Here is an 18,057-nt window from a genome sequence, read left to right on the forward strand (position 1 = left end):
ATATCTACCTCAGTTTCAATGTGGCTAAGCCGAGTAATACCAAGAACAGCGAGATAATCCAGAAACGCACAATTACTCTCGGCTCAGGCCAGCCTTTTAATTCATAGTGGTGGTGAATTGGTGCCATGCGGAAAATCCGCTGACCACGCAGCTTATAGCTGCCCACCTGCAGGATCACCGACAGGGTTTCCATCACAAAAACACCGCCCATGATCACCAATAAAATTTCCTGACGCACAAGGACAGCCATGGTCCCCAGTGCAGCGCCAAGCGACAATGAGCCCACATCCCCCATAAATACCTGAGCGGGATAGGTGTTAAACCATAAGAAGCCCAGCCCCGCCCCGACAATCGCGGTGCAGACAATCACTAATTCGCCAGAGCCTGGCAGATATGGAATATGCAGGTAATTAGAAAATTCGTAGTGACCGGAAAGATAGGCAATCAAGGCAAACGCCGCGGCCACCATCACGGTTGGCATGATGGCCAAGCCGTCCAGACCATCGGTTAAATTCACCGCATTACTGGAGCCCACAATGGTGAAATAGGCCAACAGAATAAAGAGCGCGCCCAACTGTGGCATCACTTCCTTAAAGAAGGGCACCACCAACTGTGTTTCGCCAGGATTGGCAGAGCTGAAATAAAGATAAAATGCGACAACTAATGCGCCGAGTGACTGCAACAGGTATTTCCACCGAGCAATCAGCCCATCGGTATTTTTCCGCACCACTTTGCGGTAATCATCAATAAAACCAATCAGACCAAATGCGGCCAGAACAAACAGCATCACCCAGACATAACGGCTGGTGAGGTCGCCCCACAACAGCACTGAAATAAAAATCCCCGCCAGGATCAGTAGGCCACCCATGGTTGGCGTGCCACGCTTACTGAAGTGAGACTCCGGCCCATCGTTACGTACAACCTGGCCAATCTGCAACAACTGCAGCCGCTCAATCAGGTGCGGTCCCCACCACAAACTGAATGAAAGTGCAGTCAATAGCCCTAAGATCGCCCTGAACGTCAAATAAGAAAAGACATTAAACCCGGTATAAAACTGGGTCAGATATTCAGCCAGATAGACCAGCATTTAGATTAACTCCCCGCGCCCGCAGGCGGTACTCAATGCCGCCACAACACGCTCCATCCCCGCGCTGCGCGACCCTTTTATCAGTACGGTTACCTGTCCCGGTAACTGTTGAATATGGTGGATCAGTGCCCTATTCAAGACATCCAGTTCAGTGAAATGTTCACTGCCAAATGCCTCACTAGCAGCACGGGACAGCGTCCCGAGACAGAACAGGTTATTAATCCCTGCCGCCTTGGCTTTCGCGCCCAATTCACCATGTAAAAGGGACGCATTGTCACCCAATTCCCCTAAATCGCCCAGTACCAATACGCGATTTTCCGCAATTTCTTTCAGCCAGTCGATAGCCGCACCAACTGAAGCCGGGTTGGCGTTATAGCTATCATCCACCAGCAAGATCCGGCCAAACTGATGGGGAACCATACGGCCTTTGACTGGCGTCAACCCTGCCAGTCCACTGGCAATTTCTGCCAAAGAGAAACCCGCTGCAATACAAATACCACTGGCGGCGAGAGCATTACTGACCTGATGCCGTCCCGCAAGGGGCAAGACGATATCGATCTGCTTTTCGAGATAATTAAGGGTAAAACGGTAGCAGCCCGCAGCATCAGCCTGCAGTGCGGTGGCACGGATGTCAGCCTCAGCGGCAACACCAAACGTCAGCTGACGGTGCTGCCCCGCTGCCTGATGCATCACTGCCGCATACTTATCATCAGCATTGATAATGGCAACGCCGTTAGGTGCTAAATGGCGAAAAATCTCAGATTTTGTACGTGCTACACCGGCTTCTGAACCAAAACCTGCCAAATGAGCACTGGCTACGTTATTGACCAAGGCAACATCAGGACGAACCAGTGCTGAGGTGTAATCAATCTCTCCGGGGTGGTTAGCTCCCAGTTCGAAGACACCAATCTCATCGCCCTCAGTCAGCCGCAGCAGCGTCAGAGGAACCCCGATATCATTATTGAAGTTACCGGCAGTAAACAGCACCTGTTTGCGTTGCGCGCAGATAGCCGCCACCATTTCTTTGACTGTGGTTTTACCATTGGAGCCGGTCAGAGCAAGACACAGCGGATTCACCACATCACGCACTAAGGCGCCTAACTGCCCTAAAGCCCGGTGACAATCTGGCACCACAATCTGCGCCACATCGAGAGGCAACTGGCGCTCGACCAATAAGGCCTTAGCGCCATTTGCCACTGCCGTTGCAGCAAATTCATGGCCATCAAAACGCTCACCACGCAGGGCGATAAACAAGCCGTCATTATCGATATGCCGACTGTCAGTCGTGACGCTGGCAATCGTGCCACTTTGCTGTTTTGTGACAAACACCAATTTACCGTCCAACTGCTTTGCTAATTGAGCCAAATCAAAACGGATCATTGCCCTGCTCCCGCCAGCTCAGCCGCAAAGGCCCGCTCGCTGTAATGATGTTTAATACCGGCAATTTCCTGGTAGGTTTCATGCCCTTTTCCAGCCAGCAGCACTATGTCTCCTGGCGCGGCGAGTGCAAACACCTGCTGGATAGCCGCCTGGCGGTCTGGATTGACCAGCGCCTGTGATGGCTGGCTCAAGCCCGCCTGCATATCGGCAATAATGGCCAGTGGATCTTCACTACGGGCATTATCGGATGTCAGCATAATATGATCTGCATTGGCCTCAGCTACCGCCGCCATCATCGGCCGCTTGCCTTTATCCCGGTCACCACCACAGCCAAATAAGCACCAAAGTTTACCCTGACTGTGGCTACGGGCGGCCTTTAATGCCTGCTCTAAGCCATCTGGAGTATGGGCATAATCCACTACCAAGGTTGCCCGGCCGGGCGCAGGAAAACATTCCATCCGTCCAGCGACAGGACGAATATGGCTGACGCAAGTGCACAGATGCGGCATATCCATACCTAAGGCATGTAACGCTGCCAACGCTGCCAGTAAATTAGACAGGTTAAACTGTCCCAGTAATGGAGAGTCAAGCTCACCTTCACCACCGGGCCAAGCTATATGTGCCCTGACGCCATGGGGATGATATTCCGCACTGAGCACCCGGTAAGCAGCCTGATGGTTGCCCGCGACAGAAAAACCCTGATAACGGCCATCAGCATCAGCAAACCATGCCGCGCCAGTCGCATCATCCAGATTCACCAGCGCGCATTGCACCGCATTGAAATCCAGCAAGCGTTTTTTGGCCGCGCCATAACTGGCCATATCGCCGTGATAATCCAGATGATCCCGTGTCAAATTAGTAAACAGCGCAACAGTAAAGGGCACAGCCTCAACCCGGCCCTGCACCAAGGCATGACTGGACACTTCCATGGCACAGGTATCAATGCCGCAATTGGCAAATTGCTGTAGCTGATGCATCACAGTCAAAGGATCTGCCGTGGTATTGCCAGCATCGACTAATTGGCGGTCCCCCTGCGTACCTGGCTGCCACTCCCCATTACCGATAGTGCCCATTACCGCGCAACGCCGACCAGCCAACACCTGTAATTGCGCAATAATCTGGCTGACGGAGGTTTTACCATTGGTGCCGGTAATGCCTATGATTTGCAATGCCCCGGCTGCCAATGGCCATGCTTGGGCAGCCAAAGCAGAAAGCTGCTGACGCAGCTGGAAAAATTCAATCGTCAGACCTTGATCATGACTCACCCGACCATGATGCGCTGGCTCATCAGTGTGCACCAAACAGGCCAGCGCACCCGCGGCGCGAGCATTAGCCAAATACTGTCGACCATCGACGGCATGTCCCGGTACAGCCACAAAGACATCGCCGGGCACAATGGCCCGGCTATCCAAGGTTATATTTCTAAATTGTTCATCACCGGCATAATGAAACCAGGGTGCCAGCAGATCCCGCAATAACATCATTCTGCTCTCCCATGAGCGGAGGAGGCCAACTTCGTTTGTTCAGCCTCACTGATAGGTTCGACATTCAGCATCTGCAGCGCACCGGACATCACCTTGGCAAACACAGGGCCTGCCACCACGCCACCATAATATCGGTCGCCTTTAGGGTCATTCACCACCACTGCAATCGCTAATCTGGGGTTATTCACCGGCGCAACACCGGCAAACAGTGACCAGTAATCATCACCGTAGCCACCGGCAATGGCTTTACGGCTGGTACCGGTTTTACCCGCCACAGGATAACCGTCGATATGAGCCTCGATAGCTGTACCGCCTTTTTCTGTTACCCCTTGCAGCATATGCATCACTTCTTTGGCCACGTGTGCATCTAGCACCCGCTGCCCTTCTGGTGGCTGCTTTAATTTGAGAATGGAGACAGGCCGTAACACGCCATCGGCGCCAAGGGTAGCGTACATACGTGCCAGCTGTAACGTGGTCATGGTCAGACCATAACCGAAGGATAATGTGGCGCGTTCAAACTCTGACCAATTGTGTCGTTCACTGATCACACCGGCGCTTTCACCAGCCAGATTACTCCCTGAATAACTGCCTAGCCCCACGCTGTAATAAGTACCCAGTAACTGATTTACCGGCATGGACAATGCCAATTTACTGATACCGACGTTACTGGATTTAGCCAGAATTTTGCCCAGCGTCATATCGCCATAATTGGTGGTATCCCGCACCTGACGACCACCAATACGCATCCAGCCCGGAGAGGTGCTGACAATATCGTTATCCTTAACCACGCCAGCTTCCAGCGCTGCCGCCATCACAAATGGCTTGATCGTTGAGCCCGGCTCAAAGGTGTCAGTCACGGCCCGGTTACGCATGCGAAAACTCTGCAGATGCTCCCGGGAGTTAGGGTTATATGATGGGGTGTTGACCATGGCGAGGATTTCCCCGGTGCGCACATCCAGCACGACCACAGAGCCACCAGTGGCCTGATTCATTTCGGTGGATTTTTTCAGCTCCCGATAGGCCAACTGCTGAATGCGCTGATCAATACTCAGCACTAAATCGTTAGGCTTTTCCCCTTCTTGGACAATGCCGAGACGCTCAACCACATGACCATCACGTGATTTACGCACCTTTTCTTTGGATGGCGTGCCGGTCAGCCAGTCGTTATAAGTCTTTTCAATCCCTTCAATCCCCACATCATCGATATTGGTGATCCCCAGTAATTGAGCGGTAATCTCCCCACTGGGGTAATAACGACGGGACTCAGGTTTAAGGTAAATGCCACGGATACGCAGCTCATTGATATAGTCAGCAACTTCAGGGGTAACCTGACGCGCCAGATAGACAAATCGTCGCTTAGGATTATCTTTTACCCTCGCAACCAAGGTATCGACATCCTGATGCAGTACATCGGCCAATGCGCGCCAACGCTGCATATTGGCAAAGCCATTGTTATCAAACACCACTTTAGGGTCGGCATAAATGGCTTTAACCGGCACACTCACGGCCAGCATATCGCCGTTACGATCCGTGATCAGGCCGCGCTGCACTTCCGTACTGGTGGTGCGCAATGAGCGCATATCACTTTCATGGCGCAGCTTGCCCGGCTCCAAAATTTGGATATAGGCCGCCCGAGCCACCAGTGAGCCAAATAACAGCACCACAAAAAAGACCACAATATAGACCCGCCAGTGGATTAACTGGGGTTTCTGGATCCGCTTTGCCTGTTTGACCTTTTTGTTCATGGCATCCTCACTACCACTTCTTCACTGGGCGCGGGTCGGTGCATATGCAACTCCTTGGTGGCAATGCTGGTTACCCGGCTGTGTTCGGCCAAAGACTGCTCTTCCAATAGTAAATTTCGCCATTCGATATCCAGCCTATCCCTTTGCTGCATCAGCTGATCCCATTTACTCACCTGCTGGCGGTTCACATGGCTGGCATAAACCACTGCGGTGGCATTGAGCACAGTCAATAACGCCAACAAGGCTATCCATTTGTGGTGCCAAAGATCCTGCACCACAATGCGGGGTAAGCTAAGTTGTGATTTACTCACAAACTATCCCTAGTCATTAATATTCGAGCCGCTCGGCCACTCGCAGCACACTACTGCGGGCCCGCGGATTACGCTCAAGTTCGGCCTCAGATGGCTTCAGTGCCTTACCCACTGGCATGAGTTTACGGGAGCTATTGAGCTGCTCTTCCGTTACCGGCAAACCAAAAGGCACTTCTTCCCGTTGGGAGTTTTTACGGATAAACCGTTTTACCAAGCGATCCTCTAAGGAATGGAAGCTGATAATGGACAGGCGACCATGGGGTGCCAGCACTGTCATAGCGCCATTTAGCGCTTGATCAATCTGCTCTAATTCACTGTTGATATAGATACGGATTGCTTGAAACACCCGGGTTGCCGGGTGCTTATTACGTTCTTTACTCTTACTGATACGAGCTATTAGATCAGCCAACTGTTTAGTGCGGGTAAATGGCTCTTTTTCCCGATCAGCAGCAATACAGCGGGCAATATGGCGGCTGTTGCGCTCTTCACCATAGGTTTTAAATACCCATGCCATATCTTCAATTTCAGCGCGCGCCAACCACTGGGCAGCGGTTTCACCCTGGCTGTTATCCATACGCATATCCAGCGGGCCATCACGCAGGAAACTGAATCCCCGCTCAGCATCATCTAACTGTGGTGATGACACGCCCAGATCCAGTAGCACACCATCAATCTTGCCTGCTAAGCCTAACTCGCTGATGTAATCCGCCAGCTGACCAAATCCACCGTGAACAATCTGAAAACGGGGATCATCAGCAAATTGTTTTGCGGCTTCAATCGCCTGCGGGTCGCGGTCAATGGCAATCAAACGGCCATGCTCACCCAAACGTTTTAATACTTGACGAGAGTGCCCGCCGCGGCCGAAAGTACCGTCGATATAAATCCCGTCCGGACGGATATTCAAACCGTCTACGGTTTCTTCAAGCAGTACTGATAAATGGGCAAAATCCTGGCTCATGGCTCTCTTCTTACTTTGGTTTATTTCACCTTACAGTGAAAAATCGGCCAGCCGCTCACTGACAGCCAGCGACTGGTGCTGAATCAACTGCTGATCCTGTGCTATCTGTTGCATCCATGCCTGCTCATCCCAGAGCTCAAATTTATTTAACTGTCCAACCAGCATGGCTTTTTTTTCCAAACCGGCATATTGTCTCAAAGGAGGTGGCAATAAAATGCGGCCATTACCATCCGCGTCAAGCTCATGGGCGTATCCCAATAACATGCGCTTCAATGCCCGCTCTGTGGGTTGAGTATCTGACAGCAGCAATAACTTCTGCTCTATCCGGGACCATTCCGTTATGGGATAAAGTAACAGGCAGGGAGAGGAGATATCGACCGTCAGCACCAAGCTGCCAGCCTCAGTTTGCTCATCCTGCCCATACAGCGAATCCCGGTACCGCCTTGGTATAGCGATCCGGCCTTTACTGTCGAGATTGATGGCGCTCGCCCCGCGAAACACTGTTGTCTATTCCTTGTAATCCGTTTACATGATCCACAAATATCCACAACTTCCCACTAATGCTAAGTTTAGGGACAGGTGACAAGCCTTGTCAAGCTGGACAAATTTATTAAAAACCAGCCAGAAAGCGGGTTACAAGGCAATTTTTCCATACGCAAAAATAACGGCTTACCGTGGATAAAAGTGGGGAAAAACAACAACGAAATCCCAGATTGTCATGCAGGAAAGCAGCAAAGCGCCTCAGAGAGCTGCACGATTCCCTTTCGCGACAGGTGTTATCCCATCTGTCGCCAATCTTAGCGATGGATGTCAGCAAAAAAAGACAGCAGAGCATGGATAGCTGGCAGCAGAAGTGAACCAATTTTCATGCTTTTGCATGATATTTCAGCGCACATAGCCAGAAGATTGCAGAGACTTGCAGAGACTTGCAGGGGAAGAATCAATAAAAGCGATAAAATACAACAGATTAAATATTTTTAAACGATAAATTACTCCCGCTGCTGAATATCATTGCAGCGGAAGTATCCCCTAGCGGGCTCAAACCTCGCTTAGCGGGTCCGAGTCACGGCATCTTGCCAACCGGTATAAAGCTGCTCGCGGGTAGTGGCATCAATCACTGGCTCAAAATACCGTTCAATCACACTTTTATGCTGCAACTCTTCCGTTGACTGCCAGAACCCCACGGCAAGGCCCGCCAGAAATGCCGCTCCCATGGCGGTGGTTTCAGTCAACTCCGGCCGCAACACTTCCATATTGGTAATGTCAGCCTGAAACTGCATTAAGAAGTCATTAGCCACCGCGCCGCCATCCACTTTTAAATGTTTCAGCGGTAAACCTGAATCTTTGGCCATTGCATCCAGCAGATCTCGGCTTTGATAAGCAATCGATTCCAATGCGGCGCGGATAATATGATTACGGTTCGCGCCCCGGGTCAAACCAACTAACGCGCCACGAGCATTAGGATCCCAATAGGGCGCTCCCAGACCAACAAATGCCGGCACCAGATAAACGCCATTGGTATCGCCGACCCGGGAGGCAAAATATTCAGTATCCTGTGCATCGCGGATCAGCCCCAGCTCATCGCGCAACCATTGAATGGTCGCGCCGGCCATAAATACCGACCCTTCTAGGGCATAATTCACTTCTCCACGGGGCCCCACGGCCACAGTGGTTAATAAACCATGCTCGGATACGACGGCATCTGTGCCAGTATTCATCAACAGAAAACAACCGGTACCATAGGTATTTTTCGCGGTGCCCTTTTCCGTGCACAAATGGCCAAATAACGCCGACTGCTGATCCCCCGCCATACCCGCTACCGGGATATCACAGCCTTGGCCCGTGATACGGGTAGTGCCGTAAATTTCGGACGATGACTTCACCTCAGGCAAAATACCGGCAGGAATATCAAAAATTTCCAGCAGCCGCTTATCCCACTCTAACTTATGGATGTTATACAGCATGGTGCGAGACGCATTGGTAGGATCGGTGACATGCACCGCACCCTCAGTCAACTTCCACAGCAGCCAAGTATCAACTGTGCCAAACAGCAAATCGCCTTGCTCCGCCTGCTCTCGCACACCGGGCACATTATCTAGGATCCATTTCAGCTTAGAAGCCGAAAAATAGGGGTCCAGCACTAACCCTGTACGGTCACGGATCTCCTGCTCGAACCCTTGCGCTCGCAGGGACTGGCAAATATCCCCAGAGCGGCGACACTGCCACACAATGGCGTTATACACGGGTTTGCCTGTATGCCGATTCCACAGTACTGTGGTTTCCCGCTGATTGGTAATGCCGATGGCGGCGACATCGTGGCTTTGAATACCGGCCCGGGCCAGCGCCTCAATCAAAGTGGAAGACTGACTGGCCCAGATTTCCATGGGATCATGCTCAACCCAACCCGGCTGAGGATAAATCTGGCTGAACTCGCGCTGGGACACAGCGACAATATTGGCGTTGTGATCAAATACTATTGCCCTTGAGCTGGTCGTTCCCTGATCCAGTGCGACGACAAACTTTTTTTGCACCCTTGGTCTTCCTAATGGTTTTTAGCTTTATTTAATTAGCGGCATTTAACCACAGCTGAGATCGCCAGTCAGCTACCTTCCTGCTCCCGACGCTGCAAAAGCGGTGCTAGTTTAATCAATTCAGCCATATTGGTGACATCTAGCTTCTTCATCACCTTAGCGCGGTGCACTTCAATGGTCCGCACAGCCACACACAAAGTGTTGGCCATCTGCTTATTAGTGCAGCCATTGACGACCAGATGAAAAATCTCCCGCTCCCGTTCAGTCAGGCTATTAATCAATGCTTGGTTACGGGATTTCCACAACTGGCGTTCACTGTACTGCAAGCCTTTTGCTATCGCGCCAGCAAGTGCTTGCCCCTGTACCGGTTTTTGAAAGAAATCAAATGCGCCATTTTTAAACGCATCCACCGCCATCGGCACATCACCATGGCCGGTCAAAAAAATCACTGATAACGGACTATTCGCTTCTTTCAGCAACAGCTGGACTTGTTGGCCACTCAATCCCGGCATACGGGAGTCCAGAATCACACAGCCACTGGCATGCAGATCCACCCGTTGTAAAAATGCATCCCCGGCTGCAAACCATTTAAGTTGATAGCCAAACCCTTCCATCAGAAAGCACAGTGAATCAGCAATGGCCTCATCATCGTCCACCAGATACACCGGACCGTTGGCAGCAACCTGTGACATAACACCCTCAAATAGCTTAAAAACAATTTGGAGAGTCATATCCCAGTTTCAGTAAATTAGCGAATAAAGCTGCGGGAAATTTGAGCCCAGACACACAGGATTTTTTCTGCGCTGGTTTATGGTTAGCAGCACCTTAATCCCGCGAGCGCCAGCAGTGACCAAGAGTTTCCTCTCAACAGTGTTTAGATTACCTTCTCATCTACTGCAGCAATGGCTACTAATGACTGCGCTGATATCCTTACTTATCTCAATATCGGCAGTGGCAGCGGCCCCGGTGCCGCATAATGACAGTGAAAGTAACAGTCACAGCAAGGCACTCCTCACTAAGGCAAGCGCCACTTCAGATGAAAAAGAGGCGCAACCGCCGGTAAAACAATTCACCGTCGGGGTATTGGCCAATTGGGGACAGCAACGGGCCATTGAGCGCTGGCAGCCGATGATGGATTACCTGGCCGACAAGGTGCCAGGCACCCGCTTTACGGTGCGGCCGGGTACGTTTGAGCAACTGAATCAAGCACTGCTACGGGGGGAAATCCAATTTATTATCACCAACCCCGGGCAATATCTGTATCTGGCCAATCGCTATCCGCTCTCTTGGCTAGCAACCATGCGCTCACGCCGCCATCAAGGGGCGACTCAGGCAATTGGCTCTGCTATTTTGGTGCGCGCCGGCAGCCCATACCGCACCTTATATGATTTGAAAAACAAAGTGGTTGCCGCCAGCGGCCCCCATGCCCTGGGTGGATATCAGGCAACCGTTGGCCTGATGCATAAACTGGGGATGGAGCCAGATAGCTGGTTTGCCAAAGTAAAGTTTCTAGGCTTTCCGCTGGACCCTCTGGTCTATCAGGTACGAGATGGCAATGTGGATGCAGCAATCACACCTTTGTGCACTCTGGAAGATATGGTCAAACGCGGGCAAGTTAACCGGCAGGACTTTCGAATTCTCAACCCCAGCCGGCCACCAGGTTATGACTGCCAATGCTCAACTAACCTGTATCCCAACTGGTCCTTTGCCGCCAGTGAGTCAGTCAGTGTCAATCTGACCAAAGCGATTACGCAAGCGCTACTAGCGCTAAAGCCGAATAACCCGGCAGCCATCAAGGCTGATTTAATGGGCTGGACTTCCCCCATCAGCCAACTGACGGTGATCCAGCTGTTCAGTGACTTAAATGTTGACCATACTCCACCGCCAAGGTGGGATGCGGTAAAGAAATGGCTAGAAGAAAACCGCCACTGGGGCATTCTAGCGGTCCTCATCCTGTTAGTCGCTACACTTTACCATCTGTGGATTGAATATAAGTTTCGCCAGAAAAGTGAAACCTTAATTGAAACCGAGCGACAGCTGAAACAAAAGGCCATTGCCCTTGAGCGGTTACAAAGTGCGGCGATTATTGGAGAAATCGGCGCAGGACTTGCCCATGAGCTCAACCAGCCAATTGCAGCCATCACCAGTTACAGCGAAGGCGGACTGATGCGCTTACAAGCCGCCAGCGCCGACAATTCGCCAGATTGCGCAGCTCTGCTGGAAAAAATCCACCGCCAATCCGTGCGGGCCGGAGAAGTGGTTCACCGCATTAGGGGGTTGTTAAAGCGGCGAGAGGCTGTGATGCAAGACGTTAATCTGCTGACCTTGGTGGAAGAAAGTATCGCCCTGCTTAAACTGGAATGTGAGCGGCGCGCCGTCCGTATCACCACCCAAGTCAAAGGCGAACCCTTTTTTGTCACCGCTGACCGGGTTGGCTTGCAGCAAGTTCTGGTTAATCTGATTAAAAACAGCTTGGATGCCATAGGAGAACTGACGCAACCCCGGCTTGGCACCATTGAGATTGAATTTGATTTTAATGCCACGCAAGTCAACCTCAGGGTTATCGATAATGGCCCTGGGCTGACCCACCCGGCTGATGAACTGATGGCCACCTTCTACACCACCAAGGCCGACGGCCTTGGTCTTGGGCTGGCGATTTGCAGTGATGTGATAAAAGAACATCAAGGCCGCTTCAGCCTGTGTAACCGCCCGGCACCACAACAAGGCTGCATCGCCACCATCAGCTTGAAACGCCGCGGCAGCAGTGCTGCTGTAGTCTAAACAACACACGGACTTTCCGCACCTTGCGCTGCTCAGTTAAAGCATCCAAGGTGTGGTAAGCCAACATTGAACAGTAAATTCCTCCTCAAAGTAGAGATAACACTCACACGCTTTTTAGCACTGAGATATCAGCCCGGTTTTACCTCTTTCAATATCGCAAATGTGGTTTACCACAATAGACATTTCCCCCGGCACCTGCTGGTCAAAAAACAAACTTTGACCCGATTCACAAAGCCTGCAGCGCGCTGTCAGGTATGTGGTTTACCACAATAGGCAGCCCATTATCCCAACGACAGAATGACTGGCATCAGCCCAGCTAAGTTGCCGGGCAACCCATACAAGATCCGACAGGATTGGCGATTCAACACAGGGAAAATAACCATGAAATTAGATCGGCGAACCTTTATTAAAGGCGCTGGAGCTGGCACCGCAGGTTGCGCTCTGGCCACCATGCTGCCGGGTTCCCTCGCGGCACTGGAACGCACCGAATTAAAAGGCACTGGCAGTGAAGTCGCCAGTATCTGTGAAATGTGCTCAACCCGCTGTCCAATCTCTGCCCGGGTAGTCGATGGCAAGAATGTATCGATTCTCGGCAACCCAAGAGCCAAAGCCTTCGGCGGCGCAGTTTGTGCCCGGGGTGGCGCAGGTCACAGCCAACTGTATGACAAGCAGCGTATCGTAAAACCCCTTAAGCGAGTTGGCGAGCGGGGTGAAGGAAAATGGCAAGAAATTGAATGGGATGAAGCCTATCGCATTATTGCCGACAACTTAAACCGGATTAAAACCGAGCATGGCCCACAGGCTGTGGCCTTCTCCTCCAAATCTGGCTCTTTGGCTGGGCACCTGTTCCATCTGGCCAATGCTTACGGCACCCCAAATACCTTTACCCACGCCTCCACCTGTCCCGGTGGCTATGTCATTGCGGCGAAAGCCATGTTCGGTGGCAAACTCAAGCGGGATCTGGCCAATTCCAAATACATTATCAACTTCGGCCATAACCTGTATGAAGGCATCAATATGTCCGAAACCCGCGGCATGATGCACGCCCAAATGGACCGAGGCGCCAAACTGGTGGTGTTTGAACCCCGTTTCTCCATTGTGGCTGACAAGGCAGATGAATGGTACGCCATCAAGCCAGGCACTGACGTCGCCGTTGCATTGGCGATTTGCCATGTGCTGATCGCAGAAAATCTCTATGACAAAGCCTTTGTACAACGTTATGTCACTGGCTTTGATGCCTTTGCTGCTGAGGTTGCCGGCTATACCCCAGAATGGGCTGAAGCCATTTCTGATGTACCCGCTGCGGATATCCGCCGCATCACCCGTGAATATGCCGGCGCAGCGCCCCATGCCTGTGTTGACTTTGGTCACCGCTCCAGCTTTACCACTGAAGAGTTTGAATTACGCCGCGCCCTGTATGCCGCCAACGTACTGATTGGCAATATTGAGCGTAAAGGCGGCCTGTATTTTGGTAAAAAAGCCCCGGCTTACAATAAATTTGCCGGAGAGCCGGTTGCACCGGTGCTGGCCAAGCCCGGGGTAAAAAATATGCCCAAGGCTGACGCAAAACGGATCGACATGGTGGATGAGCAATACGCCATGATGTGGTCATCCGGTGGGGTTTATCAATCCATCCTTGATGCCACTTTGCAGGCACAACCTTATCAACTGCGTGGCTGGGTGATGAGCCGCACCAATCCGATGCAGACCATGACCGACCGAGCCCGCATCGTCGACACGCTGAAAAAATTAGAGTTTGTAGTCAGCTGCGATATCTATATCAGTGAAACTGCCGCCTATGCCGATATCTTCCTGCCTGAGTCCACCTATCTGGAGCGGGATGAAGAGATCACTGATAAATCAGGCAAAAATCCGGCCTACTATGTGCGACAAAAAGTGGTTGAGCCCATTGGTGATACCCGCCCAAGCTGGCAGATCTGGAAAGAAGCCGGGCAAGCGTTAGGACTGGGTCAGTACTTCCCTTGGGAGACCATGGATACCCTGCAGCTGTTCCAAGTCAGTAAAGATGCCGCACTGCTGAACAAGATCAAACAAGATGGTTTTGTCAGTTACGGTAAGCCCCTGATGCTACGCGAACCGGCCATGGTGCAGCAGTTTACTAACAGCTATGCCAACGCATGGCAACCAGATGCTGATGGCACTTATGCCAGTGCGCTGAGCTTCAAAACGCCTAGCGGCAAAATTGAATTGAGCTCAGCTAAGGTGGAAAAAATGGCGCCGGGCCGCGGGGTTATCCGCTACCGCGAAGTGACCATGAAAAAAGCCGATGAGCTGTTCTTTATTCAGGGCAAAGTGGCCGTCCATACCAACTCAGGTAGCCAGAATGTCCCCATGTTGGCCAATCTGATGTCGGATAACGCCGTGTGGATCCACCCGGTAACAGCCGGCCTGCTGGATATCCACAGTGGTGACCGCATTCGCCTGTACAACGCCACTGGCAGTGAAGAGGGCCATGCGCTGGTCACCCCGGGTATCCGCCCCGACACAGTGTTTGCCTATATGGGCTTTGGTTCTAAAAACAAAGAACTGGCTCGGGCAACCGGCAAAGGCGTGCACTGCGGTAATTTGCTCCCCCATGTAACTTCTCCGGTGACAGGCATGAACCTGCACACCACAGGCGTAAAAATAGAAAAGGTTTAACACTATGACCAAACGTTATGTTCTAGTGCACGATGAAAACAAGTGCATCGGCTGTCAGGCCTGTAACGTGGCCTGCCGCAGTGAAAACAATGTGCCTGAGTCTGTCACCCGGCTACAGGTTCGTATTGAAGGGCCATACGGTAACTTCCCTCACCTGCATTTCAAGTACAACCGGGTGTCCTGTGAGCAATGTGAAAATGCGCCTTGCGTCAAAGTCTGCCCAACCGGCGCAGCCTATGTGGATGACAATGGCATTGTCTCCATCAAAGAAGATAAATGCGTCGGCTGCCTCTACTGTGTTGCCGCCTGTCCATATAAGGTGCGGTTTGTTAATCCGGAAACCCGTGTACCGGACAAGTGTAACTACTGTAAAGACACCCGATTGGCCCGGGGTGAGCAGCCAGCTTGTGTCAGCGTCTGCCCGACTCAAGCACTAGTATTTGGCGATGCCAATGACCCGACCAGTGAAGTACGCCGGGTACTGGATACCAAACCGAGTTATCAGCAAAAGGTACACCTGGGCACCCAACCCCGTCTGTACCGCATTCCTGGCCGTAAAGGAGGGATCCAAGCATGAACAATATCTGGGGCTCTATGGAGCAATACGTTCCCGTCGTCTGGAACTGGATTATCGCCGTCTACCTGTTTATGGCCGGGCTCTCCGCCGGCTCCATGTTAGTTGCCATTGGTCTGAAGTGGTACAAGCAAGCCCGCGGGCTGCCGTCTGAAGGCTTGCCGGTTATTAAGGCCGCTGCGGTTATCGGCCCGGTTGCCATCTGTCTCGGCATGGCATTGCTGGTACTGGATTTAACCAAGCCGTTTGAGTTCTACCATATTTTGCTGAACTACAACCTCACCTCAGTGATGGCGTGGGGGGTCATTGCCCTGCTGCTGTACATCCCACTGGTGTTTGTATTTACCGCGCTGGTGTTCGAGCAACAGGTGCTAAAATTTGCCCCTTGGCTGGGCAGCATACTGACCATTTGTCATAAAGCCGAAGGCACTCTGAATAAGGTGATTTTTGCACTGGCAGTTTGTGTTGGCGTCTATACCGGCTTCTTGCTGTCAGCCCTGATCAGTTACCCCATTCTCAATACTGCGGTACTGCCAGCGCTGTTTCTGGTGTCAGCTCTGTCCGTCGGTAGCGCGGGGAATATTCTGGTCGCCACCTTGTTTTTCAGCAAAAAAGAATCCGATTGTATTGAACAGGTACACCGTATCGAATACCCGGTGGCCTTTAACGAAGCCCTGTGTCTGGTACTGCTGTTTGTCGGCCTAAACTTCTCAGGCCCAGCGGCACAGGCAGCAACCGCAGCGATTACGACCGGTACTTGGGCCGGGGTATTCTGGCTTGGAGTGGTCGGGCTAGGTCTGGCGGTACCGGTACTGGCAACCACCTTGGCACCCAAAAGCTGGCGTCACAGCAAGGGCTTTTTGATTACCGTGTCTAGCTGCACCATTCTTGGGGTATTGGCACTGCGCCACTTCGTGGTTTACGCCGGTCAAAGCTATATCAGTTAATCTGGCGGCGAAATATCTTTGGATGCAAAAGGGAGTGCCAATGGCACTCCCTTTTTGATCTCAACGCTGATGCGATAACCGCTAAACGCTCGAGATGATTGCGCAGCAAGCGCTCAAGTTCTCTTATTAAAACTTGTAGCTCGCCTGCAGACCGAACAGCAGGATATTACCTTCGGTGGTACCGCTAAAACTACCACCGAAAGGCAATGAATCCCTATCAGAAGCAATGCCAGGGCGTGGCTCAGAGACGTTCGCCTTATCGGCAACAATATAGGTCAGGCCCATATCCACATTGAAGTTTTCAGTGAACTTGTAACCATAACCGGCGCTAAACCAGTAACGATTCATCTCTGGGATAGTCATGGTGCGAGTATTCTCATCCACTGCAGACTTATCATAAGCAACCCCGACCCGAACCAGTGATTGGCGGTCTAGGTTATATGTTGCGCCCAGTGCAAAGCGGTAGCTGTCATGCCAGTTTTCCTGCTTCACCAATTGTGTCGCACGGTTACCTAAGGCTGGAATATCAGCTTCCAGCTTGTCAAAGGCACTCCAGTCGGTCCAGTTAACACTGGCATGCATGGCCAATTTGTCAGTTAACTGATTGAAAGAAGAGATTTCAGCTGTCGCTGGCAGAGTCAGCTCCATACTGCCATCAAACTTCATGCTTGGATTTAATGGATTAAACGCAAAGCCGTTCGCGTGACCGGCCAGCTTCAGGTCTACCGCAGAGCGGTAGTTAAAACCGATACGGTTATTGGCATCCAGTTGCCAAGCAGCACCTGCCTGCCAGCCCCAAGCGGTATCATCCCCTTCCATATACTTCAAAGTGGTACCCATTGGCACAGGTATCGCACCCGGAACCTGCTTATGCTGCAGAACCGCTAACGGGATTTGAGTATCAACAGAGCTGGTTGCCCCTATGCTGCCTTTGCCCATCACAAAGCGAACGCCGCCGCCAATGCTGAACTGATCATTGATGCGATAAGCAATATTAGGGTTCAGTTCCACAGTTTTAATGGACGCTTCATTACCAAACTGGGTGCCACGGAATCCCTGCTGCAACTCTGTAGACATACCATAGTTACTGCCCACGGCCAGACCGATAAACAGCTGGTCATCAAGTTGATGGCTCAGATACAGGTTAGGAATAAAAGCATTACCGGCCACATCCTCAGCAGACGATGCAACCGTCGAACCTGGTACATCAACAAGGTCAAAGTTACCTGTCGCCAGATCGTTAGGCTTCATTGAACTCGGCATCACTTGAGTTGCATGCCCGTGAATATCAACATTTGGCATCACCATGATACCGCCGCCGGAAATCTGGGTACCTTGCAGCTGGGTCAGCATCGCAGGGTTACGTACCTGAGCAGAGGCATTATCTGCCATCGCAGCTTCACCGGCAAAAGCCCGGCCTAACCCTGTGGCAGATGTTTCTGCCAGTTGAAAACCCGCTGCTTGAACCTGTGCAGCCATCCCCAAAAGTGCCGACGCAACGGCTAAAGTCAAAGTGTGCTTTTTCATTGTTATTCTCAGCCAATGTGGTTGGAACAGATATAGAGTAAAGACTCAAAATTTGAGCGGCGAAGTTTACC

General features: G+C 51.7%; 14 protein-coding genes. 4 read left to right on the forward strand and 10 right to left on the reverse strand.

The genetic code is table 11. The features are described from left to right. Positions 1–4: 4 nt before the first annotated feature. The 9 genes from mraY to NFHSH190041_RS18420 form a co-directional block, all read right to left on the reverse strand. Complete coding sequence (gene mraY, locus NFHSH190041_RS18380) at positions 5–1,087, reverse strand: phospho-N-acetylmuramoyl-pentapeptide-transferase (RefSeq protein ID WP_261923148.1); 1,083 nt, start codon at positions 1,085–1,087, stop codon at positions 5–7. Next, positions 1,088–2,467 (reverse strand): UDP-N-acetylmuramoyl-tripeptide--D-alanyl-D-alanine ligase, encoded by a 1,380-nt coding sequence (gene murF, locus NFHSH190041_RS18385; RefSeq protein WP_261923149.1) that lies wholly within the window; start codon positions 2,465–2,467, stop codon positions 1,088–1,090. It lies immediately after the preceding gene. Further along, positions 2,464–3,951 (reverse strand): UDP-N-acetylmuramoyl-L-alanyl-D-glutamate--2,6-diaminopimelate ligase, encoded by a 1,488-nt coding sequence (gene murE, locus NFHSH190041_RS18390; RefSeq protein ID WP_261923150.1) that lies wholly within the window; start codon positions 3,949–3,951, stop codon positions 2,464–2,466. Before murE ends, murF begins: the two co-directional genes overlap by 4 nt. After that, the gene (locus NFHSH190041_RS18395) at positions 3,948–5,696 is read right to left on the reverse strand and encodes a penicillin-binding transpeptidase domain-containing protein (protein ID WP_261923151.1); all 1,749 of its coding nucleotides are present in this window, start codon (positions 5,694–5,696) and stop codon (positions 3,948–3,950) included. The genes murE and NFHSH190041_RS18395 overlap by 4 nt, the downstream gene beginning before the upstream one ends. Further along, complete coding sequence (gene ftsL / locus NFHSH190041_RS18400; protein WP_261923152.1) at positions 5,693–6,007, reverse strand: cell division protein FtsL; 315 nt, start codon at positions 6,005–6,007, stop codon at positions 5,693–5,695. The genes NFHSH190041_RS18395 and ftsL overlap by 4 nt, the downstream gene beginning before the upstream one ends. A gap of 16 nt (positions 6,008–6,023) precedes the next feature. Then, positions 6,024–6,965: a 16S rRNA (cytosine(1402)-N(4))-methyltransferase RsmH gene (gene rsmH, locus NFHSH190041_RS18405; protein WP_261923153.1), complete on the reverse strand. Its 942-nt coding sequence runs from the start codon at positions 6,963–6,965 to the stop codon at positions 6,024–6,026. Positions 6,966–6,995: 30 nt separating this feature from the next. Beyond that, positions 6,996–7,466: a division/cell wall cluster transcriptional repressor MraZ gene (gene mraZ / locus NFHSH190041_RS18410; protein WP_261923154.1), complete on the reverse strand. Its 471-nt coding sequence runs from the start codon at positions 7,464–7,466 to the stop codon at positions 6,996–6,998. 548 nt (positions 7,467–8,014) lie between these two features. Next, complete coding sequence (gene glpK, locus NFHSH190041_RS18415) at positions 8,015–9,496, reverse strand: glycerol kinase GlpK (protein ID WP_261923155.1); 1,482 nt, start codon at positions 9,494–9,496, stop codon at positions 8,015–8,017. Between the two features lie 68 nt (positions 9,497–9,564). Continuing rightward, a complete protein-coding gene (locus NFHSH190041_RS18420) occupies positions 9,565–10,188 on the reverse strand; it encodes a response regulator transcription factor (protein WP_261923156.1) in 624 nt (207 codons plus the stop codon). A gap of 220 nt (positions 10,189–10,408) precedes the next feature. On the opposite strand from NFHSH190041_RS18420, the gene NFHSH190041_RS18425 reads away from it, so the two are divergent. From NFHSH190041_RS18425 to nrfD, 4 genes are all read left to right on the forward strand, one after another. Then, positions 10,409–12,277: a sensor histidine kinase gene (locus NFHSH190041_RS18425; protein WP_261923157.1), complete on the forward strand. Its 1,869-nt coding sequence runs from the start codon at positions 10,409–10,411 to the stop codon at positions 12,275–12,277. Between the two features lie 381 nt (positions 12,278–12,658). Further along, positions 12,659–14,938, forward strand: coding sequence for a thiosulfate reductase PhsA (phsA, locus tag NFHSH190041_RS18430; RefSeq protein ID WP_261923158.1), 2,280 nt, complete (start codon positions 12,659–12,661; stop codon positions 14,936–14,938). Between the two features lie 4 nt (positions 14,939–14,942). Next, positions 14,943–15,515, forward strand: coding sequence for a 4Fe-4S dicluster domain-containing protein (locus NFHSH190041_RS18435; RefSeq protein WP_261923159.1), 573 nt, complete (start codon positions 14,943–14,945; stop codon positions 15,513–15,515). Beyond that, entirely contained in the window at positions 15,512–16,459 is a 948-nt protein-coding gene (gene nrfD / locus NFHSH190041_RS18440) for an NrfD/PsrC family molybdoenzyme membrane anchor subunit (RefSeq protein ID WP_261923160.1), read from the forward strand. The genes NFHSH190041_RS18435 and nrfD overlap by 4 nt, the downstream gene beginning before the upstream one ends. 126 nt (positions 16,460–16,585) lie before the next feature. On the opposite strand, the gene NFHSH190041_RS18445 is transcribed toward nrfD, so the two are convergent. Then, the gene (locus NFHSH190041_RS18445; protein WP_261923161.1) at positions 16,586–17,986 is read right to left on the reverse strand and encodes an outer membrane protein transport protein; all 1,401 of its coding nucleotides are present in this window, start codon (positions 17,984–17,986) and stop codon (positions 16,586–16,588) included. Between the last annotated feature and the right edge of the window lie 71 nt (positions 17,987–18,057).

Origin of the sequence: Shewanella sp. NFH-SH190041 (assembly GCF_024363255.1) — a bacterium.
Classification (GTDB): domain Bacteria; phylum Pseudomonadota; class Gammaproteobacteria; order Enterobacterales; family Shewanellaceae; genus Shewanella.

Bases quoted from the DNA above. Each gene is read 5' to 3' on its own strand.
- NFHSH190041_RS18435 (WP_261923159.1), top strand. From the start codon at position 14,943: ATGACCAAACGTTATGTTCTAGTGCACGATGAAAACAAGTGCATCGGC.
- nrfD (WP_261923160.1), top strand. From the start codon at position 15,512: ATGAACAATATCTGGGGCTCTATGGAGCAATACGTTCCCGTCGTCTGG.
- NFHSH190041_RS18395 (WP_261923151.1), bottom strand. From the start codon at position 5,696: ATGAACAAAAAGGTCAAACAGGCAAAGCGGATCCAGAAACCCCAGTTA.
- rsmH (WP_261923153.1), bottom strand. From the start codon at position 6,965: ATGAGCCAGGATTTTGCCCATTTATCAGTACTGCTTGAAGAAACCGTA.
- phsA (WP_261923158.1), top strand. From the start codon at position 12,659: ATGAAATTAGATCGGCGAACCTTTATTAAAGGCGCTGGAGCTGGCACC.
- NFHSH190041_RS18445 (WP_261923161.1), bottom strand. From the start codon at position 17,986: ATGAAAAAGCACACTTTGACTTTAGCCGTTGCGTCGGCACTTTTGGGG.
- murE (WP_261923150.1), bottom strand. From the start codon at position 3,951: ATGATGTTATTGCGGGATCTGCTGGCACCCTGGTTTCATTATGCCGGT.
- NFHSH190041_RS18420 (WP_261923156.1), bottom strand. From the start codon at position 10,188: ATGTCACAGGTTGCTGCCAACGGTCCGGTGTATCTGGTGGACGATGAT.
- murF (WP_261923149.1), bottom strand. From the start codon at position 2,467: ATGATCCGTTTTGATTTGGCTCAATTAGCAAAGCAGTTGGACGGTAAA.
- mraY (WP_261923148.1), bottom strand. From the start codon at position 1,087: ATGCTGGTCTATCTGGCTGAATATCTGACCCAGTTTTATACCGGGTTT.
- NFHSH190041_RS18425 (WP_261923157.1), top strand. From the start codon at position 10,409: ATGACTGCGCTGATATCCTTACTTATCTCAATATCGGCAGTGGCAGCG.